The 23,312-nt window shown below is 38.2% G+C and carries 20 protein-coding genes and 1 tRNA gene; 13 read left to right on the forward strand and 8 right to left on the reverse strand.

Annotation, left to right across the window (positions count from 1 at the left end; genetic code table 11):
- Positions 1-115: 115 nt before the first annotated feature.
- Positions 116-1,234 (forward strand): aminotransferase class V-fold PLP-dependent enzyme, encoded by a 1,119-nt coding sequence (locus fad_RS03120; protein ID WP_081141736.1) that lies wholly within the window; start codon positions 116-118, stop codon positions 1,232-1,234.
- A gap of 130 nt (positions 1,235-1,364) precedes the next feature.
- On the opposite strand, the gene fad_RS03125 is transcribed toward fad_RS03120, so the two are convergent.
- The 5 genes from fad_RS03125 to fad_RS03145 all read right to left on the reverse strand — a co-directional run bounded on the left by fad_RS03125 (position 1,365) and on the right by fad_RS03145 (position 8,797).
- On the reverse strand, positions 1,365-2,297 hold the full coding sequence (locus fad_RS03125; RefSeq protein ID WP_081141738.1) for a hypothetical protein: 933 nt from the start codon (positions 2,295-2,297) through the stop codon (positions 1,365-1,367).
- A 102-nt stretch (positions 2,298-2,399) separates the two neighbouring features.
- The gene (locus fad_RS03130; RefSeq protein WP_009887696.1) at positions 2,400-4,079 is read right to left on the reverse strand and encodes an acyl-CoA synthetase; all 1,680 of its coding nucleotides are present in this window, start codon (positions 4,077-4,079) and stop codon (positions 2,400-2,402) included.
- Positions 4,080-4,141: 62 nt separating this feature from the next.
- Positions 4,142-5,878, reverse strand: a complete 1,737-nt coding sequence (locus tag fad_RS03135; RefSeq protein WP_009887697.1) for an APC family permease — start codon at positions 5,876-5,878, stop codon at positions 4,142-4,144.
- Positions 5,879-6,027: 149 nt separating this feature from the next.
- Positions 6,028-7,293, reverse strand: a complete 1,266-nt coding sequence (gene lysA / locus fad_RS03140; RefSeq protein ID WP_009887698.1) for a diaminopimelate decarboxylase — start codon at positions 7,291-7,293, stop codon at positions 6,028-6,030.
- 325 nt (positions 7,294-7,618) lie between these two features.
- The gene (locus fad_RS03145) at positions 7,619-8,797 is read right to left on the reverse strand and encodes a transposase (protein ID WP_009886499.1); all 1,179 of its coding nucleotides are present in this window, start codon (positions 8,795-8,797) and stop codon (positions 7,619-7,621) included.
- Between the two features lie 93 nt (positions 8,798-8,890).
- On the opposite strand from fad_RS03145, the gene fad_RS09225 reads away from it, so the two are divergent.
- Positions 8,891-9,064, forward strand: coding sequence for a hypothetical protein (locus tag fad_RS09225; RefSeq protein WP_009887699.1), 174 nt, complete (start codon positions 8,891-8,893; stop codon positions 9,062-9,064).
- Between the two features lie 100 nt (positions 9,065-9,164).
- On the opposite strand, the gene fad_RS03150 is transcribed toward fad_RS09225, so the two are convergent.
- Positions 9,165-9,365, reverse strand: coding sequence for a DUF167 domain-containing protein (locus fad_RS03150; RefSeq protein WP_009887700.1), 201 nt, complete (start codon positions 9,363-9,365; stop codon positions 9,165-9,167).
- Between the two features lie 107 nt (positions 9,366-9,472).
- On the opposite strand from fad_RS03150, the gene fad_RS03155 reads away from it, so the two are divergent.
- Positions 9,473-9,853, forward strand: coding sequence for a hypothetical protein (locus fad_RS03155; protein WP_009887701.1), 381 nt, complete (start codon positions 9,473-9,475; stop codon positions 9,851-9,853).
- Positions 9,854-9,856: 3 nt separating this feature from the next.
- Here fad_RS03155 and fad_RS03160 read toward each other — a convergent pair whose 3' ends face one another.
- Positions 9,857-10,813 carry a phospholipase D-like domain-containing protein gene (locus tag fad_RS03160; RefSeq protein WP_081141741.1) on the reverse strand — a complete coding sequence of 319 codons (957 nt, stop codon included), beginning with the start codon at positions 10,811-10,813 and terminating at the stop codon, positions 9,857-9,859.
- A 253-nt stretch (positions 10,814-11,066) separates the two neighbouring features.
- Here fad_RS03160 and fad_RS03165 point away from each other — a divergent pair, with 253 nt between their 5' ends.
- Both fad_RS03165 and fad_RS03170 read left to right on the forward strand, forming a co-directional pair.
- Positions 11,067-12,224: a DegT/DnrJ/EryC1/StrS family aminotransferase gene (locus fad_RS03165; RefSeq protein WP_196795613.1), complete on the forward strand. Its 1,158-nt coding sequence runs from the start codon at positions 11,067-11,069 to the stop codon at positions 12,222-12,224.
- 4 nt (positions 12,225-12,228) lie between these two features.
- A complete protein-coding gene (locus fad_RS03170) occupies positions 12,229-13,308 on the forward strand; it encodes a CBS domain-containing protein (protein WP_009887704.1) in 1,080 nt (359 codons plus the stop codon).
- A 117-nt stretch (positions 13,309-13,425) separates the two neighbouring features.
- Here the strand turns inward: fad_RS03170 and fad_RS03175 are convergent, their stop codons facing one another.
- The gene (locus tag fad_RS03175; protein WP_081141744.1) at positions 13,426-15,813 is read right to left on the reverse strand and encodes a M1 family metallopeptidase; all 2,388 of its coding nucleotides are present in this window, start codon (positions 15,811-15,813) and stop codon (positions 13,426-13,428) included.
- A gap of 213 nt (positions 15,814-16,026) precedes the next feature.
- On the opposite strand from fad_RS03175, the gene fad_RS03180 reads away from it, so the two are divergent.
- The 8 genes from fad_RS03180 (at position 16,027) to fad_RS03215 (ending at position 23,186) form a co-directional block, all read left to right on the forward strand.
- The gene (locus fad_RS03180; protein WP_081141745.1) at positions 16,027-17,073 is read left to right on the forward strand and encodes an L-threonylcarbamoyladenylate synthase; all 1,047 of its coding nucleotides are present in this window, start codon (positions 16,027-16,029) and stop codon (positions 17,071-17,073) included.
- Positions 17,063-17,980, forward strand: coding sequence for a GNAT family N-acetyltransferase (locus fad_RS03185; RefSeq protein WP_081141747.1), 918 nt, complete (start codon positions 17,063-17,065; stop codon positions 17,978-17,980). The genes fad_RS03180 and fad_RS03185 overlap by 11 nt, the downstream gene beginning before the upstream one ends.
- 69 nt (positions 17,981-18,049) lie before the next feature.
- Positions 18,050-18,994, forward strand: a complete 945-nt coding sequence (locus fad_RS03190; RefSeq protein WP_081141748.1) for a diacylglycerol/polyprenol kinase family protein — start codon at positions 18,050-18,052, stop codon at positions 18,992-18,994.
- Between the two features lie 53 nt (positions 18,995-19,047).
- A tRNA-Gly gene (locus tag fad_RS03195) sits at positions 19,048-19,120 on the forward strand.
- 171 nt (positions 19,121-19,291) lie between these two features.
- Positions 19,292-19,627: a Rieske (2Fe-2S) protein gene (locus tag fad_RS03200; protein WP_009887709.1), complete on the forward strand. Its 336-nt coding sequence runs from the start codon at positions 19,292-19,294 to the stop codon at positions 19,625-19,627.
- A 225-nt stretch (positions 19,628-19,852) separates the two neighbouring features.
- Positions 19,853-20,707: an FAD binding domain-containing protein gene (locus fad_RS03205; protein WP_081141750.1), complete on the forward strand. Its 855-nt coding sequence runs from the start codon at positions 19,853-19,855 to the stop codon at positions 20,705-20,707.
- Positions 20,704-21,183 (forward strand): (2Fe-2S)-binding protein, encoded by a 480-nt coding sequence (locus tag fad_RS03210; RefSeq protein ID WP_081141751.1) that lies wholly within the window; start codon positions 20,704-20,706, stop codon positions 21,181-21,183. The genes fad_RS03205 and fad_RS03210 overlap by 4 nt, the downstream gene beginning before the upstream one ends.
- Positions 21,180-23,186: a xanthine dehydrogenase family protein molybdopterin-binding subunit gene (locus fad_RS03215; RefSeq protein ID WP_081141752.1), complete on the forward strand. Its 2,007-nt coding sequence runs from the start codon at positions 21,180-21,182 to the stop codon at positions 23,184-23,186. Before fad_RS03210 ends, fad_RS03215 begins: the two co-directional genes overlap by 4 nt.
- Positions 23,187-23,312 lie beyond the last annotated feature (126 nt).

Below are 23,312 nucleotides of genomic sequence, written 5' to 3' on the forward strand. Positions count from 1 at the left end.
ATTACTTTATATTTTGATTTTGTTTTCTTAATTCTGACACACGGCATAATAGCACTTGCCTACATATTTATAAAGAAAAAAGATATTTTAAAAATACAGATAAAGGAGGATTTATATGAATAAGGAAAAAATAAGAGAATTATTTTATAATCTGGATAATGTCAACCATCTTGCAGCCTGCTCTAAATCACCTATGCTTAAGACTGTTAAGTCCAGCATGGAAAATTATATGAAAGATGTAATAGAGTTGGGGAACCCGTGGAATTTATGGACTGAAAAAGTGGAGAAAGCCCGCGAACTCTTTGCACAGCTCATCCACGCAGATAAAAAAGACATCGCTGCACTGTATTCCGTATCATCGGCGTTGAATTCAATTATGGGTTCCATGGAATTCTCAAACCGCAATGAAATTGTAACTTCTGACATGGAATTCCCAACAACGAATTTTGCGTTGTATGGATATTCGAAATACGGCGCTGAAATAAAAACCATAAAGAGCAGTGGCAATACAATTGACATAGATAATTATAATGGCGCTATTAATAAAAATACATTGATGACAACGGCCATACACGTATCATCCCTTAACGGGTTCAGGCAGGATGTAGGAAAAATAGCCAGCATTGCACATGAGAATGGCTCATATATCTATGTGGACGATTATCAATCTCTTGGTGGTGTAAATATAGATGTCAAAAAATCAAAGATAGATTTTCTTGCATCCGGGAACCTCAAATGGCTTCTCGGTGTATCCGGTGTTGCATTTCTATATGTCAATCCGGAGATAGTTGAAACGTTGAAACCTGCAAACATTGGATGGTTTTCCCAGAAAAATCCATTTGAGTTTGGTGCTGAATCCTTGAATTATGCTGAAGGAGCGAGGAGATTTGAAAATGGAACATGGGCAATTCCTTCCATATATGCATCAATTGAAGGGATGAAAGCAATACTTGATTATTATGATTACATAGAAAAAGAAGACAGGAAGTTGTTTCAGCATGCAATTGATTCGCTGGAGAGGAATGGAATACCAACTATAACACCGGATGAAGCTGCAAATATAATAGCCATACCGATGAAAAATCCCGGCGATGCAGAAGCAATGTTAAAGAAAAAATACAAAATTATAACATCTGCAAGGGGTGATTCGCTCAGGATCGCACCTCACTTTTATAACACAGAGGAAGAGATAAGTGAAGCCATAGAAAAAATAAAATTCGAGTTTTTTAAATGATTGCATTTTTATATGCAATTAGTTTTTAATATAGTTATACAGACAAGTTGCATGCCAGCCCATGAAAGCGAATTGGATCTTAAAAACAACTAAAATTATGCATAAAAAATTTTAACAGCCAGAATCTGTTTTACAAGAAATTGATTATATGTTCAGACAGGGGAGTGGCTATATCAATGGCAACATCGTTTCTATTTATTTCAGCTATAGACGTGTTAAAAAGTATCTGCATGTATTCAATTGTTCGAATTTTCGGGATAAATTGTGTAATGACAAGATGTTTTTTCTCTATCTGAAAATAAGTGGTATCAATGTATATTCCACGTGACCCGGCCTTTTCCATTACCTTTCCCAGAATAGGATTATTTATTGTAATCCAGTAAAAATTCCCATCCCCGGGAATTTTCTCTATGCCAGGAAGCAATTCTAAGGGTTTCTCAGATATAACTGCCATCCTGAATTGCTTTTTATCAATATAATCTGTTACGAGCCTGCCTATTGATCCTGATGATTCCAGATTATCCATTAATTTTCTATCATCATGCGCATCCCTGTGTATTCTGAATCTAATTACACTTAAAGGGCGTATTTTAGAGAAATTAAGTAAAGTTGCCAGGGCACCGCTGGAAGGGTGAATCGATACATCAGCTACCAGTTTACTTCCAGAAGTTACCGGAATAAAGGCATCGGTAACATTTTTTGAATACCTGTGCATATAGGAAAAAACTATATTCAACATGCCGTCGGATAAGTATGGACGGTGCATCATAACAGTAGGGATTGAATTTAAACTGGAAATGAATTCAAAAATTATGGGGAATTTCAATTTTTCCGTTATTGAGAAATAATTATCTATTTGCTGGAAAGCATCCGGATTAGGAACAAGCATGTGTTCAAAGGATTTATCTACAAATGTTTTTATGTATACATCATCTCCTTCTTTCCTGAAGAACAGTGTATAATCCTTGCCAAGGAGCTTAAGGTTCTGTGCCATAAACGAGTCAATATTTAGCTTAATGTGGCATTCCATATCATTTATACCGGTGGTTTCTGAAATCAACATAATAAAGTATTATATAATTCTATAAAAATATTTCATATGAAATTATATAATACATCACATAATTATATCAATACAATTATGAAATTATTAATTTTAGTAGTTTTAGAAATCATATGTATAATTATCTTTAACTCCGTTATTTGCCCTTTCCAGTTCCAATTGTTTTAATTCCTTCCGCTTTATTTTGCCACTGATAGTTTTAGGCAATTCATCTGTGAATTCTATTACTCTCGGGCACTTGTAGGCTGGAAGAAGAGTTTTTACTGTACTATGTATAGATTTCGCTGTTTCTTCACTTTTTACATATCCATCTTTTAATATTACAAAGGCTTTGATCTTTTCGTATTTCATAGAATCTGGAATACCGATTACAGCAGACTCTAGAACAGCCTCATTTTTTATTATTGCACTTTCCACTTCAAATGGGCCTACCCTGTAATCGGACGTTTTGATCACATCATCTGTCCTGCTAATAAAGTAGAAATATCCATTATCGTCAAAATATGCCTTGTCACCTGTTAAATAATAGCCATTCACGAAAACCGATGCATCCTTTTCCCTGTCCGAATATCCAAGGAAAAGGCCATATGTTCCCGAGTAATCGCCCACAGCTATATTTCCTATGTTTAACGGGTGGGTTATCAAATTCATATCATCATCCACAAGCACTAGGTTGTAAGATTTTAAAGGTTTTCCCATTGAACCCGGTACCGGTTCTTCTCCTGCCAGGTTGGCAACCATAGCTGTTGATTCACTCTGCCCGTAAAAATCCCTTATTACAGTTCCATAGCGTTCTTTCCACTTGTTTATTACTTCGCCATTGAGTGGCTCACCCGCACTCACGGTTTCCTTTAAATGCTTCAGTTCAATATTTAAATTTTTTAATGAGATGAACTGCCTCCATGCAGTAGGCGGTGCACAGAATGTGTTAACCTTATATCTGTCTATCAATTCCAGATACCTGGAAGAATTCAACCTGCCCCTGTAATCTATGGAAAGTACAGTGGCACCTGCACACAGTGGCGCAAAAAAAGAACTCCATGCGAATTTTGCCCATCCGGGAGAACTGAGATTGTTGTGAATATACTCTGGCCTTATTCCTATTGCAGTAACGGTGCTTAACTGGCCTATGGGGTATAAAATCGAGCTATGCCTTACTGCCTTTGGCATGCCTGTAGTACCTGAGGTAAAATACTTAATGAATAAATCATCCTTTCCAAGTTCCGCGGGTTCAGCATTTATCTCCATTTTGTATATTTCATCAAAGCTTATCCAGCCCTCCCTATTTCCTATTACCAGTTTTAAAGCTTCTGTGTTAAGTACATGTTCCAATTTTTCAGCGCTTGCCTCATCTGATATTATTACATCCGGGCTATCCTGGGAAAACCTGTAATTCAGCTCATACTCGGTTAAATTCGCTGCCGTCGGGATAACAATGAAGCCGGCTTTCAGTGCCCCCATCATTACAACCCACTGTTCAGGGATAGAGCCTGCCATAATGTATACACTTGAACCCTTATTTATGCCCTCTGCCCTGAGAAAATTAATAAACTGGTTATAGCTTTCATATAGTTTTCTGTATGATATTCTTCTCTCCTCGCCTGTGCCCTCATTAATATATATTATTGCATCTTTATCATTTCCGGCAAATAATTTTTCAAAAATTTCCGATACCCAGTTAAATGGTTCGTTAATTTTCAGGGATTTTAATTCTCCCAGCATTGTATTCCTCCCTTTTGAATTGGAAAAAATAAATTTCTTATAAAAATCAATAAACTCCATAAATATGTAACATGCAAAAAAATATAAATTTTATTATTGTTGTGAATAATATCAATATTTGCTTATTCGTCTGTCACCCCGCCTGTTGACTGGTATTCTTTTAATTTGTCCGTATGGTACCCTGTATTTATGGCTATAAAATAGATTGTAAGGCTCATTATGGCCATTATTATATAGTCATAGGGGAATGGTATTGCATTGATGCCAAGGGAACCATAATATGACATTATTCCCAGTATAATACTGTAAACTACAATCCAGATTGAAGCCCTTATGTGTATGGATGCGGTTCTTCCAGACATCCTGTAAAGCAGATAGGGAGTCACTAAAATGGTAGCTGAAAAGAGCGCAAAATACTCTTCAAATGGCAATAATGAGAGGGCATAAATAATCCCTATAAATATGAAAATTACCCAGTATATAGCAGAAAATAGGGATGCTGATCTCATGTTAATATGGAAAGTCTCCCTCCCATAACGGCTAAGCAGGAATATTGGCAGCCCGCCATCGACTATTAATAAAAGAAGTGCCACCGTGCTCCATCCTGAAAAATAGACAAGCATTGAGGCTATTACGAATGCCAGAGGTGCCATAACTGTAAGGAAGGGAGTTTTAAATGGCCTTTCCATTTCCGGTGCCGTTTTTCTTAACGAGGTGTTGGTAATTCCGGCAGCCAGATAGGCAAAAACTGTAAATGACGAATTAATTCCCACAAGGGCGTACCAGCTTGGGAAAGGAAGTAAAAACATGGCCCCTATTATGAAAGTTACAACCAGCGAAATCCATGGAGTCCTGAATCTTGGATGGATCTTCCCGAAAAATGCCGGGATATAATTCATTTTTGCCATTCCATATAATGACCTGGCTGAAGATCCAACATATACTCCAAGAGTGGAAGCCGATGATACAACAGCTACTATAATAAGGAATATGGAAAATCCTATAAGAAGGGTCTCATCGGTAGAATGGAAAGCATAGAAGAACGGGTTTGCAGACCATGTTGATGACAATAAGCCGCTCCAATCGCCTACAGGAACGCCTGCTGCTTTCCAGTTTACTGCACCGATAAATACAATCTGCAGCATAATATATGTCGCCATAGCAGCCAGCATGGCACTTATCATGCCAAGTGGAACAGACCTTTTTGGATTTTTGGTCTCCCCTGCATAGTCAAGCCCCTGCCTGAAACCTTCATAGGAGAATATAACTCCGGCTGGAACCATGGCAGCGAATACTGAGGATGGGCCATATGGAAGAAAGCCATGGGACAGTGCAAAAAAGTTCCTTGCATGGAATATGAATGCAAATACAAATATTATTGTCAGAATAATAGCAGCCATTTTAAACCATGTCATTACAGCATTAGATTTCCCAAAGACGTTGACACCAGCATACTGAACTATAATAAATAATCCCAGAAGTGCCAGGGCAACTATTACGCCGAGTGGAGTTAGCAGGGCAACAGATGAGTTATAAATTCCCGGAACATAACTGCTGATAAATCCTGTAAGCGCAGCTGCTTCAACCGGTGGAGTAGCTATGGCACCGATCATATATGCCCAGCCAAGGTAGAAATTGCTCACAGGGCCATGGGAGAATTCGTTGAACCTTACCAGTGAACCGCTGTAAGGGAATAAAGTCCCCAGCTCACTGAATACAAGTGCCAGAATTATAAAGAATACTCCGGCTACAACCCATGTTAGTATTGATGCCGGGCCGGCATATGCAGGGCCAGCAAGAACTCCAAGCAGCCATCCGGATCCGACCATTCCACTGAAACTGATAAGAAATATGTCCACAGAGGATAGGGATTTCTTTAATTTTACTGAACTATTTCCGTTATTCGTTATTTTATCACACCTTTTCGGATATTAAATCATGGATATATAAATATGTTGCTTCCCTTCATGGACATTTTGTACATATTTATCAATGAAACCGGCATTTATCAACTCATTTTATAACCAGCAAGCATGGATTCTAAACCGTCATGCCCCTTTGTCAAAATTTCTCTATCTCCTTCAAGAACCAGTTCTGCAGGGCGTGATAGGAGATTGTAGTTAGATGCCATGGAAGCCACATAGGCTCCTGCATCTGCAATGACCACGATATCTCCAACAGCTGGTTCAGGGATACTTATATCCTTTGCAATATAATCGGTGTTTTCACATACCTGCCCCACTATATCAAATCTGGAAGAGGATGTGTTCTCCCCATGCCCGGATAATAATATGCCATGGCGTGCCCCATAAAGTGGAATCCTGATAAGTGTATTCATGCTTGCGTCTATTCCGATTAATTCCCTATCTGAATGTTTTATGGATGTCACTTTAGAAAGCAATATTGCCGAATCAGCAACTATATACCTCCCCGGTTCAATTATCAAACGCGAATCTTTAAAATACCCCCGGTTATTTGAGGCCCTAAAATTATCTGATATGTAACCTGCCGTTTTACCAATATCCAGTGCATGCTCATCTGATGTATATGGAACCCCGAAACCCCCTCCTATGTCAATGAAATCAAAGTCGATCCCTGTCCTGTCTGAAATTGTTTCCGCGATTTTAAAGAATAATCCACTAGATTCATTGAAAAATTCCGGTTCAAGTACATTGGAGCCTGTCATCATATGAATACCAAAGTGTTTCACTCCTGCCTTTATTGCCGCAGAATAAGCTGATATTGCATCATCTACGGATATACCGAATTTAACGTTTTTGCCACCTGTTGTAATTCCAGGGAATTCACCCTTTCCTATTCCTGGATTAATCCTGAATGATACGGTTTCAGGAAGACTTCCCTTTAACAGACCCATCTGCCCTTCATGGTCAAAATTTATTGCTACTCCTTCCTCCTTTATCGTTCTCAGTTCCGTGCCTGAAAGGTTGTTAGGTGTCGCAATAATATCACGGCTTCCCAGTCCACACATTATTGCCAGCTTCACTTCATTATAATTTGCCGCATCTATGCCAGTGCCTTCTTTGATTATCTGTGAAACTATGTATGGATTATAATTGGATTTTACTGCAAAATGAACTTTTATGTTAATACCATTGAAAGCATCCCTGATCCTGCGTATATTTTCCCTTACCCTTGCCATATTGTAGACAATAACAGGTGTCCCGTAGGCATCAGATATATTCTTTATGCTTTTTCCAGCAAATTCTGATACATCTGGAGACAATCCAGGATATAATTTTTTTATATTAACCATTATTTATGAAATGCATACAGGTTTTTAAGGTTATTTTATCAGGCATATGCACGCCAACTGGAAAGCTGGAACTGCTTATTTCCCGGTTAACTCATAGTGGGCCCATTCAACCGGCCATCAGCATTACTATTATAGCCACGATAAATAACTATTCAGGTAAATTTTTTTCTGATAAGCCATAAATACACTTCCATAATTTCCTGTGCGATTTATACGTTTGAATATGTATTTTTTGTTTCTTAAACGTTTAGTAGAGAATTATATAGGTGTGAATAATCACTCTCTATGGCAGAAAAGATGCTTATAATAACTCGAGTTTTGCGATTTAACTATTAATTGCACCTCCATAAATATTTCTTGTTGACCTGTATGGCTCTTCAATTGACTTCAGTATAGCATCCAGGAATGATCTCCCTTTATTCTCTATTGCTTTGAACAGATCTGTTAAAATGCTTATAGCCACTTGCTTATGCCTGGGTTCAGGTGTTCCTTTCCTGATTTTTAAATGGTTCCCCATGGAATTGATTGCAGAGATTTCGAGAAGCAGCTCACCCAGAAGGCTCATCTTCGCCGTACCAAGCAAAGTGGCATGTTTCCTCTGATAGAGATGCTTTAGCCCGTCCTGCTTTAATTCCTCATGGAATACTTCTATGTCCCATCTTCTCAGGTATTTCCCTATTATTGTTTTAACTTTCCAGTCTGTCCTGTTCGTAACAAAGAACTTTAAAGAGTTTATTCTCCTTGATACTATTACTTTTACAATACCTGCATTTTTCATTCTGGTGGTTATTGCCTTCATGAAATATGTTTTTCCATTTACTGTGTATGATTTCATAGATTTCAGATCAAGTGTATTTGCATAATCCCTCAGCCTGATCCATTTCCCATCAATGCATACTGTCCTGTTTGACTTTGCTTCACTTACGTAATCTTTTCCCATACTTTCAAGGAATTTTACCAGTTTTGATGAAAAGTACCAGGAATCAAATACAACTGTACTAAACCTCAATCCTGCACCCATAGCTTTTTTTATTGTATTTATCTGCAGGTCTATCTTCGAATCATCTGTTTTAAGTTCCATGGATAATGGGAATATCCCTTCATTGCCTGATATTACAGAGGTAGTGTATTGCATACCATATACAGTTTTTCCCTGTGAATGGTCGTAGATCCACTGTGCTCCATCTATATGCTTTCCATTCCTCTGGAGTATTGTGTCATCCAGGGAGAGAACAGGACCAGAACAATTCCTGTTGATTAAGGAACATGATATATTGAATATGCCATCAGCAGGTATATTCCTTAAAAACCTGTTAAGGTTTGACTGGTTTGTATGTTCTACAAATATTCCATTTAAATGTGCTGATGACCTTGTTGAAGATGCTATTCCAGAGACTATGTACCTGCAGAATTGCCTGAACTGCCTCCTGCCAAATAATGGCCTGAATTCTAAAAGGAGTCTATTCAATACATCAGGTGAATCTACAACAGGTATATCGATCATAATATTAAATAGTGAAAATATAGATAAAATTTACCAAAACGCAAAACTCGAGTTATAATAATCATATCTGGCGAGAAAGACAAGACGAAGGCAATGATAGGCCTTAACCTGGCAAATCACCTTAATGATGAGACAAGGGTAATACTATTCGGAGAGAGCGAAAAGCTTGCTGCATCAGGGGATGCTGACGTTACTGGATTGATCAAAAAACTTCAGGAAAAGGGAGTTATACCCATTGCATGCAGTGGTTATGCAGAAAATAATTAAATAGATGGTATCCTGAAAGAAATGAAACTGGAAATTAAACCAATATCCTCAGTAATAGCAGATTACGTTAAAAATGGATATACGCCAATTACTTTTTAAATTAAATATCTATTGAAAAAATTTTTTTTCTTGATTTTTGCCCTGAAATTAGTTTTATTTTATAAAATTCAACATTATAATATGTTGCCAGCTGTTTCATGATATCATAGTTGGCCTTATTATTCTCCCTCGGGGCAGATGTATATATTTTTAATCTGTCGCCTTCAGACTCTATTCTATGTTTTCCGTTTACAACTATCACGTGAATTATCAATCAATAGAAATCATTTAATTATTTATAACATTAACTTTGCCTGAATATATTCAACATAATAGCCAAAGATTAATATAAATACCAATTTCCCCTGTATGTGTAGTGCAATATCTTTAGGTTACAGTGATTTAATTGATAGTTTCCGTGGCGGGAATCTCGATGGCGTTTATCTGGTAGTCGCAACCGTCATGTCATATACCGGCATAATCAGGGCAGTGGACAGCGATTCAATAATAATGGATATCCCGCTCAAGTTTTACGCCGGGGACAACGTAATGTATACTCCCGTAATAATTGGAAGGGACGAAGTTCTTGAAATAAAGGAAGTACCTATCAGCGGATACATAAAAATAAAAACAAAAAATGATGGAGAATTCGCAGGAGAAATTGAAACTGCCTTTTCAAACAGAATGGTGATTGACTCCAATGGGAAAAATATAATAGTGTACTACCAGGATTTTGTAAATATAGAATAAATCTTATTTGGCGGCCTTCTTAACTCCATACCTCTTATTTTTTGATGATGTGGTTGCCCTCGCCAGTTTCAGGCTTTTTCTGGCTTTTCTCCAGTCAGAGGCAAATGTATTTTTCAATCTTGAGGTTTTTAGCAATCCCGATAGAATAATCCCGGTTTCCCTGTTCCTGTTAAGGCTTGACCTTGTAAAATTTTCAGACCCTATGAAAATCTTTTTGCCCGCGATCATTTTCGCATGCATATATAATTTATTTGCAGGCATATATTTAACCTTAACTCCGTGTTTTTTAAGCTGCTTTATATCGTCTATATCTGTGGAAGATATGGAACTGGGAACGATGAGTTTTACTTTCCTCCCCTTATCCATTAAAACTTTTAGAATTTCTTTGTCATCACCCATTTCTTCCGTTTCTATCAATAACTTTCTTTCCCTTGAAATAAAATCGCCCAGGGCTTTCTCTGACCCGGGTGAAACAATCAGGTATTTTCTGGGCATCTCGCCTGCGGCTTTATTCTCGAAATCAGCAAGAAAAATTGTTTTAAGGGATTTTATAATTTTTTTATCAGAGGTAATTGTAAAATATTCCCTGTTGGATGAGAATGCTGCTTCAGTAAAATTAGGTGTTCCCACTTCAGCCTGCCTTTCGGATACCATATATTTTGCATGGTCAAAAACATTAGGCTTTTCAAATCTTTCAGGGGCAACTTTTACTTTAGCACCGGTTTTTCTCAGGTTATCTATCTCTGCGTGTGTGCCATCGCTCCCGTTAATACCATACGGTCTGCCATCAACCATTAAACGTGTATCAACCTTCCTTTTTACAGCATCAGAAATTGCTTTAAGGATTTCAGGCTCATCAAGCAGGTATGAATTAATATAAACGAACCGCCTGGCTTTTTTTATTAAATTTACAAATGGCTTTACACCATCGTCTGGTTCAACATATACCTTGTATGACATATGTCATCATTGAAAATCCTCTTTATTAATATTTGCCTTAAAACAGTGTAAAGCTATGGATAATGCAATGTTTTTTCCATGTTATGTATAGAATATTTTACATGGTTTTTATTTGTGCATATATATTATGAAAGATAGTGTGCAATATAAGCCACTTATTTGTGCCTAAGATATTTATTACAATAACCCGGTTTGCCTCTAATGTTTCTTTTTCCTGCAATAAGTCTATAATAACATAAGTATATGTATGATAATGGAAACAGCTAGAATTATTGACGAGTATGATAAATACCGTAATAGCACATTGAATTTGCAGGCATCTGAAAATGTCCTGAGCCCTGATGCCAGAAAGGCTTTGTCCTCCGACATGGCTTCCAGATATTCACTCAGTATTGGAGACTACAACGCCTATGGTGGAACGGTATACTTCGACCGCATACTTGACCTACTTAAAGATAATACCTGCAGGCTGTTCGGCAGCAAATACTGTGATCCAAGGCCCTTGAGCGGGCACGTGGCAGCAGAAATGTCGTTATTGTCTGTACTTGGAACGAATAAAAATGTTATGGCAATTTCAGAAGAAGATGGTGGATACCCGGGATACTCCGGTGGGCATCTTGACCGTGTTCTTGGCTATAAATTCTATGAAGCTCCATATTCCAACTTTGACCTGGAGTATGACCTTGTGGAAGAAAAAATAAAGGCAAACAATATAGGAACTATAATACTTGGCCAATCCATGTTTATAAAGCCATACGACATGAAAAGAATCAGTGAAATATGTGAAAAACATGGAACAAAAATCCTGTATGATGCATCACACGTTATGGGACTGCTTGCTGGAAAAGCATTCCAGCCAGATGCATTGAAATATTCAAATATAGTTTACGGATCTACACATAAAACATTTTTCGGGCCACAGGGAGGAATAATACTTACAGATGAAGAAGACATCTATAATCAAATCGAAGACAATGCAATATTCAATACAATGGACAATATTAACCTGTCCAGAATCGCATCGTTATCTATAGCAGTGGAAGAAATGCTTAAGTTTGGAAAAGTATACGCCGGAAGTGTTGTAAAAAATACTGCAAATCTCTCCCATAGCCTCATTGAAAATGGATTCGGGCTTTTGCCAGGTTCGGAGAACAGTGAAACACACCAGATTTTAATTGACCCTGAATATTTAAAAGGCAAGGGTTTCGGCTATCACTCGTTTTCAACGCAACTTGAGAAAAACAGGATTATAATTGACCGGTTCGGAAGGATAGGAACCCAGGAAATTACAAGGTGGGGAATATCAGATATGGAATCGCTTTCGGATATAATTACAGGTATATGCAATAAATTAAATAGGGCTGTAGAGATTAATGATATGATAGGCGCAAAAGCGCTTAAATTCTGGTGATATAATGAATGTTGGAGAAATCATGAAAAAGGATCCTATTACTATTGACAGCAATGCAAAAATTTCAGAAGCAATATCTAAAATGAGGGAGAACGATATACAGCAGCTTCCGGTTCTTTCAGAGGAAAAATACATAGGCATGCTTACCTATAAAAATATTTTAAGAAGGGGAAGTGTAAGGACAAACTCAAAAGCTTATAATTTCTCTATAATTGCACCCAGAATCAACGAAAACTCAAATGTAATGGAAGCAGTTAAATTATTAGTGGAAAGTGGGCTAAATTCAATACCTGTATTCCAGAAAGAGAAACTCGTGGGCATAGTTACCAGACTGGACATAATCAGGAATCTCTCAGATATTTATCCAGATGCAGCAAGAACCAAAAATTATGAAATAATGACAGCAGATGTTGTAACTGTAGATGCAAACGATGAAATCGAAGCTTCCTCACAGAAGATCAGGACACTGGACGAATTCGAAATCCCTGTTACCAACAATGGAAAACTTGCAGGCATTTTAAGACTGAAGGATATAATTAACAACATATTAATGGATAAGCAAAAAATAAGCTACGGGCAGTATACTTCTGGCAAATCAAAGGTAGAGATAGTTGCCTCCTCACTTATGGACAATCCTATCAACAGCACAGAGGATAACACTATTGTAGACACGGCCACCCTGATGGTGAAAAATCATCTTCACATAATTCCTATAACCGGAAAAGATTCAAAATTAACCGGTGTAGTAGGTATCACAGATATACTGAACTCGCTGGAAACCGGCACCGAAGAAGGATTTTACATTGAGATTTCCGGACTGGAGGAACAGGACAGGGACCTTTATGATATCACCTACTTTATGGCAGATAAATTTATAACCAATATATCAAGGATTATCGGGAACAATGGAAAGTTGCTTTTCAATATAAGGAAATATAAAACAGAGGGAAAGGGGAAATATTCTATCAGGACAAAACTTATTACCCCTAAATTTAGCATGGAAGACGATGGTTCAGGATATAACTATGGCAAGTGCATAAGAGATGTTCTAAACAATTATGAAACCAGGTTAAAAAATAAATAACCATATAGCCATATTTGGCCGCACCGGAAATATTAATTTTTCCCGGTGTTATGTAATTTACATTAAAATTTATTAAACTAAATATTTATGAAATAAAAATATATCAGAAAATCTCCATTAATTTTTCAATCTTTCAACCAGGTCATGGTTTATGTTAAGGTATTCCATCCCCTTCTTTATGCCCCTGCTTATTTCCTGTATATTTATTTTTGCTAGTTTTCCCTCTATCTCTTCCATGTGGTTTAATCCGATAAATGGAACTACCATTTCTATAACCCTTGAAGAGTAACCGGAACCGGCAAATATTGCCTGGATTTTCTCCATGATATTTTCCAGGTTATTGTAAATATATTCCTTTGCACCGGGATTTGCAGCTGCCAGCATATAATACCTCAACGAGTCCTGTGCCTTTATTTTCCTCTCAGATATAGCCTTCTCCACGGCATCGAAATTATTGTCTCCGGTAAGCATAGCCATTGCCTGTATTGTTTTAACCTTATCTTCATCCTGTTTAAACTTTGAAAGCATATCAAGCATTTTTTCTGCATCGTTGTGTACTATAGCATATGATGTGAGAACCGCAAGGCGCATATCAGGGTCAACCTGATCCAGAGACCCGGCAAATTTTGAGAGCTCTTCCGCATATCCCCTGTTTATTGTAGCAAATCTGTTTGCAACTATGCCTCTTGCAAGGGAAACGTTAATATTTTCTGATTTTTGCTTATCGCCAAGAATTTTGAGTTTATCAGCAAGATATTCCATATTTGCCCCAAGTATTTCTGAATTTTCAGGGTCAACAAGGTATAATGAGAACAGCTCATTGGATACCTCCCTGATTATTAAGGAATCATTCAATTCCATAAACTTACTTATCCTGGAAAGGTATTCTTTCAAAGTCAATTTGCCCGCCATCAGGAATGCATGCGAATCATTTAACAGCCCGAATATGTCTTTATTATCCAGTATGGCTATATTTTTGATTATATTTTCATACAGTGAATCAGAATAAAGGACACGGTAGAACCCAGTTTCACTGTCATTGAGTTTTATGAATCCCTGCAAATCAATTTCCATAGACTCCGAATCGAAAAGTATGCTCTTTACCTCTCCTGCATATTTGGCCGTTAGCGGTATCTTCCACTGGACATTTTGCTTTTTGCCATTTAACAGGAACCTGTATTGTGTAAGCTTTATCTTTCCACCCTCTTCCTTTGCCTCAATGATAGGATATCCCACATTCTGTATGAAAGATTCCATTACCTTCCTGACAGGGCGGTCAGAAACCTTGGCTATAAATTCCCACAGGTCTGACCCTGATGCATTTTTATACTTAAAATTTTCAAGATAAAGATGAAGCCCCTTTTTAAACACATCGTCGGTAACAAAGGCATTTATCATTCTTAATATGCTACCGCCTTTGCCATAGCTGATCTCATCAAAAATCTGTGAAATATCGTCCGGATGTTTTACCTCAACCTCAATAGGATGGGAATTAACCAGTGAATCCCCTTCCAGGGCTCCTGCAGTTTCGCTCACAAGGAAATCAGCAAACATGTCATAATCCACTTCAAGCTTATTCATTGCTTTATATGACATAAAGGTAGCAAAACTTTCATTTAGCCAGAGATCATCCCACCAGTTCATAGTAACAAGGTCGCCGAACCACTGGTGTGCAAGTTCATGTGCTATTACTTCTCCCACAGCTTTTTTGACAGAAGATCCTGTGGATGAAGAAATATTAAGGTATATTTCCCTGAATGTTATGGCACCCCAGTTTTCCATCGCACCTGCGGCAAATTCCGGTACTGATATGAGGTGTTCCTTTGGCAACGGATAATCTATCCCAAAATAATCCTGGTAGAATTCTATAGCTTTCTTTCCAATTTCCAGAGGGTAATTAGATTCTGTTAAATGGCCTTTCTGTGCAGCAAGAATTAATTTTTTGTTTCCGTTAAATTCCAGAGAACGCTCATCAAATTTTCCAATGCCCAGATAAAGAAGATATGTTGACATCACCGGAGTCTGCATAAATTTTATAACAGTCTTTCCATCCACATTTTCCTTTGTCTCCACAGGCATATTTGAAATGGCTTCCAGACCCTCATCTACCCTTACTGTAATATCAAAGGCAGCTTTGTATGATGGGTTGTCTATGCACGGGAAGAAACGCCTTGCGCCTGTTGATTCGAACTGGGTGGTGAACATATCGCCTTCCTCTGTGTGTGCCCTGTAGAATCCCTGGAGCTCCTCAGGTATTTCTCCGGAAAAATCGATTTCGGCAACTGAATCTTTGGTGATTATGCCGTCAACAACTATCTCCTGGTTTTTTATAAATTCTTTAAAATTTTTAATGCTATTATTTACCTTAATCCTTTTAATTTTCAGATTTACAGAGTTCAGAATTAATTTTTCTTCATTTCCATTGAACTTTATGGTTTCATGGCACGTATACGTATAATTTTTGCTGTTTATGTCAAGATCCAAACTATAATTATAAATCTGCATATGGCTATATCAGATTGTTGCTTATAATTTTTGCCAATAAAATTAATCAATACATTGTAAATTAGAATCCCGGGCACTATTTTAAGGATATTAAATGCTCAGGTTTTCCCGGTTATATATATTATTACCATTATCCACATATTTCCTGAAATATGTCATAAAACATGCAACGGGAGTAAAATGGTTATATAATCATTTGGAATTTCCATAAACATGACCAGAATAATACATATAAACAATCAAAACGAAAATTACGCCATTAAGGTATGTGCGGGGATTATTAAAAATGGTGGAACCGTTGTATTTCCAACAGAAACTGTTTATGGCCTCGGGGCAGATGCATTCAATCCCGGGGCATGCTCAAAAATATTTATTGCAAAAAACAGGCCTGCAGACAACCCGCTGATAGTACATATATCAAACATGAAGATGCTTGATCAGGTGGCATACATTGATGATGGGCTAAGGAAAAAAATGGAGAATATATGGCCATCTCCACTTACACTGCTCCTGAAAAAGAAAGAGTCTATACCTGATATTGTCAGTGCTGGCTTAGATACAGTATGTGTCCGCTTTCCAGACAATAAGATAGCGCTGGAGCTTATAGACGCCTCAGGGCCAATAGCTGCACCCAGTGCCAACATTTCAACAAGGCCAAGCATAGTTGATTCTGAAACTGCAGTGGAGGAACTTGATGGAAGGGTTGACGCAATAATAGACGCAGGAAGGGTAAGGTACGGCGTGGAGTCCACAATCCTTGACTGCACAGCAGAGCCATACAGGCTGCTGAGGGCCGGGGCATTTAGCGTTGAAGATATAGAGTCAATTATAGGAAAAATATATGTAGACCCACTGGCAAAGGGCTATAACCAGTCAGATGTTGCACTTACCCCTGGATTAAAATACCGGCATTATGCCCCATCAAAGAAATTATTTCTTATTGAGAACGAAGAAGAATTCAAAAAATTCATATCCTCAGAAGTTTCTAAAGATTTCATGGTCCTGTGCTCTAAAGAAAACGAAAAATACGCTTCCGGCGAATCAATTGTACTGGGTGGCGATATATATGAAATTGCCCATAATTTATTTTATGATTTCAGATATCTGGATAATTCTGGAAAACTATACGGTGTTATACAGGCATTTCCTGAAACAGGCATCGGGCTCGCAGTTATGAACAGGATAAGGAAAGCAAGTTTTATGATTGTAAAGGATAAAGAAAATATAGATAAAATATATAGGGTAATAAATGAAGCTTGACAATTACAGGTTAAACTGGGAGGTTATCCTGAAAAAGGAGATAGATTTCCTATCAAAAAAATACCCTGATTTAGACATAAAGGGCAGCTATTCCAGTGTAATTGAATTATTAAACGAAAATAAAATCAGATACAGAATTATCATGCATAAAAACGAGCTTGTAGGGTATGCCTATATTATGGATTCTACAGATAAATCAGATAGGCTTTATGCCGATATTGGCTTTACATCTCCTAAAAAAATAACCGAAGACCGGTTAAAGGAAATTTTTGAATGGCTTACAGGAATCGCTTCAAAGGAAAAGAAAAAATTAATGTTAAATCCAATTATTAATGGAAATGAGACAAGTGAAAAGTACCTTACAGACTCAGGATTCAAAACTATTGTAAGAAAGAGAATGGTGATGGACCTCAATGACTATAAATATAATAAACTGGATGAAAAATACGACATTTCAGGAATAGACGATATTAACATGGATTTATATTCTGACGCAGAGTATGAGGCATTCAAGTACACATCTGACAAATTTCTTTTCAGCAATAAAAGGGAGGATCGCCTTCAGACTGTAGTTAACCTTTTTAAAGGAGAATATGGGGAGATAATTAAGGAGGTTACAGTTATTATAAAAAACAAGGGCAGAATAAGTGGCGCAGTGGTGTCATCACGGCTTGGATTTGACAGGGCATTTATAGTATCAATTTTTGTCAAGCGTGCGTACAGGAAAACGGGCATGGGAAAATATTTGCTCTTTACTGCATTGAACAGGCTTAAGGCACTCTCGTACCATTACGTCTTTCTCTGGGTCAATGCAGAAAATTTCGCGAAGGATTTCTATTTGCACTACGGCTTCAAATATGATGATTATCCCGATGAGGTTATATATTACCTTCCAAATGGGAAATAATTATTGATTGCCGTGGCTATAATATAAGCCCTAACAAAAATTTAAGTCTAACGGTTAAATTAGAGGTACATGGAGTTATTCAATTTTGCATATTTAGCGGTCTTCATAATCGCTGTTTCATATATACTCATAAAAAATAGGGAAACATTTCTTATAAAAATTCTTGTTTCAATTCCTATAATGGTCGGGCTTGTATACTTTTCAGGTTCATTCTTTGTTCTTCCGGTATACCTTTTTTCTATGATAGTCAGCACGTATCTATACACTGTATTCTTTTACTTCCCATTTGCCGTAGATTTTGTCCTTATTATCCTATCCATATTTGGCAATTTCGTTCCTGTCAGGTTTGTTTTTGCCTCCATATCAATTTCCATACTCCTTTCAATGTTCCTGGATAAGAATATGAGAAAATATGATGTAACAAATAACGAAAATAAGGGCAAGGATATACAACGGGAAACATCCCGTGATTATTTCCAGATTTCTACAGGTGTCATTACAATTGCAATATTTGCTTTGGATGGAATAAAAGGCAGGATTCTCATACTGCTTGCAATACTTTTAATTTATCTTGGTGGCAATATACTTTATTTAAATAACAGGAACAGGCTGGCAGACCTGGTTTACATGATGGAAAGGAAGGACACGAAGTTGGGGCTTGGATCCATGTATCTTGCAGCCGGATTCCTTTTTGTGCTTTCATTTACCCGATCACTTCAGCTCATATACATCTCAGCATTTTTGATAATGATTGGAGATTCCCTGGCAACTATAATTGGAATGAAAATAAGGAGCAGGAAGCTCTTCTATAATAGAAGAAAGTCCATGGCAGGATTCCTGGGCATGCTTATCCCATCATTTCTGTTTGGCTTATTCTTCTTTGTTTACTTTATTTCAGCATTTTACGCAATCGGCGGGACATTTGCAGAATCCATATCAAACAAAATTGCAGATGATAATATCACTATACCTGTATCAATAGTTATTATACACTTTATAATATCAATGGTGTAGGTTATAGTGGACTATGTCAAAATATATATACCGTGTTGCGTTTTGGAAATAATGCGAGTGTGGTGTAGCCTGGCAACACGCGAGCTTGCCAAGCTCGTGCCCCGGGTCCAAATCCCGGCACTCGCATTCTACTGAACTTTTAGAATATTTATTAGATTTTTAAATTCAATTATAATGTTTAGCACATTGCCAGTTTTTAAATGGAAATATAATGCCAGAGTACCGGGCAAAACTTTTTTCTGAATAGCAGGGGTAGAATTGTTTATATACCTGAATTTATATAATTAAGGGATAAATATGGAATCGAAACCTTTATGCAAAACTACAGAGATAGAAGAAGGAAAAAGCAGGGAATTTGAAGTTGGAAACAAAAAGATTCTGGTTTCAAATGTTGGAGGAAAATTTTATGCCATAGATGCTTTGTGCTCACACATGGGAGGCGATCTGGGCAAAGGAAAATCTGAAGGCCACGATGTAATATGCCCTAAACACCATGCAAGGTTCAACGTTCAGACAGGAAAAGTGGATAAAAACATAAATGGTTTTTTTAAGGCTATGACCAGGAAGGAAGCAACGGACCTTAAATCATACGAAGTAAAGGAAAACGATGGAGAACTCTCTGTGGAGCTCTAATTTCTTTATGCCAGCAGATATAAAACTGCATATATGGCGTATTTAGCCAGGATTGTACTGATAATGTCAGAAATAAGCATAATACTTCTATAAATTCACAAGTTTATACATTATTCTATTAAAAAATAATAATGAATGCTGAACAGGCATTCCTGCGTATAGGGAACGACATAAAAAATTTAGAACTATTAGCAACATTTTTATACAATTCTCTATTATATAACTATGTTTCCCGAGAAATTTGAATACTATGCTCCAGAAAGCATAGAGGAAGCCACGAAATTTTTGAATGGACACGAAGATGCCAAGGTACTGGCAGGCGGCCAGAGCCTTATACCGCTGTTGAAACTGAGGTTTACATCGATTCCACAGCTGGTGGATATTGGCAGGCTAAAAGGCATGGATAGCATCTCATTCCAGGGAAACACCCTGAGAATAGGCCCCATGGCTAGAACCCACTCTATTGCAGAGGATCCACAGATAAGGAAGAAATTCCCCATACTCAGTGAAGCTGCCGGGCTTATAGCCGACCCGCTTGTGAGAAACATGGGCACTATCGGGGGCGATATATGCCATGGTGACCCTGCAAACGATTTTCCTGCTGTTATGCTGGCTCTCAACGCCACCTTTGAAGTAACATCCGCTAAGGGAAAAAGGACAATAAAGGCACAGGATTTCTTCACCGATACTTTTACCACTGCACTGAACCCTGGAGAAATACTTACAGGAATAACGATAGAGGACAGAAATTCATCAGGCAGATATATGAAATACAAAAAATATGCAGGAGATTTTTCCATCCTTGGCATAGCTGTCAACCTGTCAATGGATTCAGGCAAAATAAAGGAAGCCGGAATAGGATTGACAAACTGTGGCGCAACAGCATTAAAAGCTACAGAGGCAGAAAAATTCCTGGTGGGGAAGGAGGTTACAGATGACAATATTGCAAAAGCCGGTGATTTGCTCCTGAAAGCTGCAGACTTCATGGATGATGACAATGGAAGTGTAAAATTCAAGGAAAAATTGCTTAAATACCTTTTTACAAAGGCTGTTAAAGGAATAGGAGGTGTACCGAAATGATCGTTAATATAAAAGTAAATGGAGAAGAATACAAAAAGGATGTTGAACCGAGAACCCTGCTTGCCACCTTTATAAGGGATGACCTTAAACTCACAGGCACACACATAGGATGCGATACAACGAATTGTGGAGCATGCACTGTGCTTATGGACGGCAGGGCAGTGAAATCATGTACTGTACTGGCTGCACAGGCAGACGGGCATGAGATAGAGACCATAGAAAATGAAAAAGACGCAGACCTTAAGAAAATTAAGGAAAGCTTTGTTGAGGAAAATGGATTACAGTGCGGATTCTGCACACCGGGGATGATAATGACCTCGCTTTACATGCTGAGGAACAATAAAAAACCCGACGACGACTATATCAAAAGCAACCTGGCTGGAAATCTGTGCAGATGCACTGGCTATGTCTCAATAATAAATTCAATAAAGAAAGCCAGTGAAAAAATAAATACTGAAAAGGTGAGGGTACCATGACCTATCAGGAGAGATTTGTAAACGGAAAAGGGAGATACCTTGATGATATAGACCTTGACGGAATGCTTTACATGTCCCTGGTAAGAAGCCCCTATGCAAGGGCAAAGGTAAAGAAAGTTGAGGGGGGATTGACCTCAAAGGACCTTAAGGCTTATTATGCGCTTGCAGAAGGTGACCATAAGGAGCCTGTTCTGGCCATAGACGAGGTAAACTACCAGGGCCAGGCTGTAGCTGCAGTATTCGGGAAAAACAGGTATGAGAGCGAAGACCTGCTTTCCACAGTAAACGTTGAATACGAACCTATGGATGCAATACACAGCATCGATGATGCCAAAACCAAGCCACCTATGTATAAAGATACAGCAGGCAACGTGCTTTCCCAGGAAGATATTGGTGTCAAATTCAATGAAAAGGATATACAGTACGATGTAAAGGTAACAGATACAATACTCCTTGACAGGGTTTCCGCAAATCCAATGGAAACAAGGGGCATAGTTGCAGATTACCGTGATGGCATACTTAATGTATACCTGCCTTCTCAATCCATTGTAAGGTCAAAGTCCGGAATCGTGAACTCCCTCGGCCTTCCGCCGGAGAAAGTAAGGGTATTCCTTATAGACAATGGGGGAGCATTCGGTGTAAAGGCCCTATTCTATCCTGAATATATCATAGCATGCTATGCTTCAATGAAGTATGGAAAGCCTGTGAAGTGGCAGGAAACCAGAACAGAGCATCTGCAGGCATGCCACGCAGGCAGGGGAGTAGAAGGCACGCTAACACTCTATGCAAAAAAGGACGGCACAATTACCGGCCTTGACGGGGAAGTCCTTCTGGACAACGGCCCCTATTTTGTGGATGCTGCTTCAGTGGATCTAGGAAACGTTATCCACGAGATTACCGGGCCATATTTCATTGAAAAAGCCCATATAGTGGGGAAATACATGCTTACAAACAAGGCTCCCAATGGTTATTACCGTGGAGCAGGCAAACCGGAAGCATCCATATTAATGGAAAGGATGATGGACCTGCTGGCAGATAAACTGAATATGGATATTGCCGATGTAAGGCTTAAAAATGCACTTGAAAAGCCATTTAAATCCCCTCTGGGGCTTGATGTAAATTACCCTACAAAGCCTTTCCTTGAGGACGCATTGAAATATTTCAATTACCGTGAATTATCAAAGAAGGAACATGTGGGCATATCCTTGTTCATACTGGACGAGGATACTGCACCTGGAGAGAGTGCAAGAATCATAGTGAAGGACGGCAAGGTGCATACTTACATGGGAGGCAACGTATCCGGCCAGGGCCATGAAATGTTTGTCAAAAGCATACTCAGTGATGAACTGTCTGTAGAGCAGGATTTAATATCCCTGGATTTGCAGGATACAGAAACCCTTTCAACAGGAGTTGGAACATGGGGTTCAAAATCTGCAATGACACATGGTTCTGTATTAATGCAGGCTGCAGAGGAACTTAAACAGCAGGTAAAAGAAAAATACGGCAAATATTCACCGGAAATACTACTGAAGCATGACTTCGACCAGACGTCATTCTATAAATTCGATTATAACGATAACCAGGTTAATTTCAATCTGGTTACATCAAAGATCAACGAAGCCGGCGATATAGAATCCCTGAAAGTAGGCTGCTATTACGATCTTGGCAAAGTCCTGAACATGACAAATGTTATGGGGCAGACAGAAGGAGGGGCATTGCAGGCTATCGGCGAGGTACTGTCTGAGACACTAAGGTATTCAGAGGAAGGCCAGCTAATGACCACAAGCATAACAGATGCCGGTGTTCTTACTGCTGAACATACGCCTGAATTTGATATAAAAATAGTGGAAAACCCCTCGGTACTGAAAGACGGTGCCAAGGGGCTTGGAGAATCTCCAATGATAGGAATACCTGAAGGCCTTGCACGGTCTCTTGAGACACAGCTACATACAAGAATAAATGTAATGCCTATTACCCGTGAATTTCTATCCAGGAACCTTTAGGCACTTATAAATTTTTTAATTTATCCTGATATTATTTTTTATAACGGCATATATCCGGAATCTTTATGTTTCATATATTTTCTATAGATAAAGGCTATATAGAATTATGAATTACCTTACAGATTA

It is taken from the genome of Ferroplasma acidiphilum, from assembly GCF_002078355.1.
GTDB lineage: Archaea > Thermoplasmatota > Thermoplasmata > Thermoplasmatales > Thermoplasmataceae > Ferroplasma > Ferroplasma acidiphilum.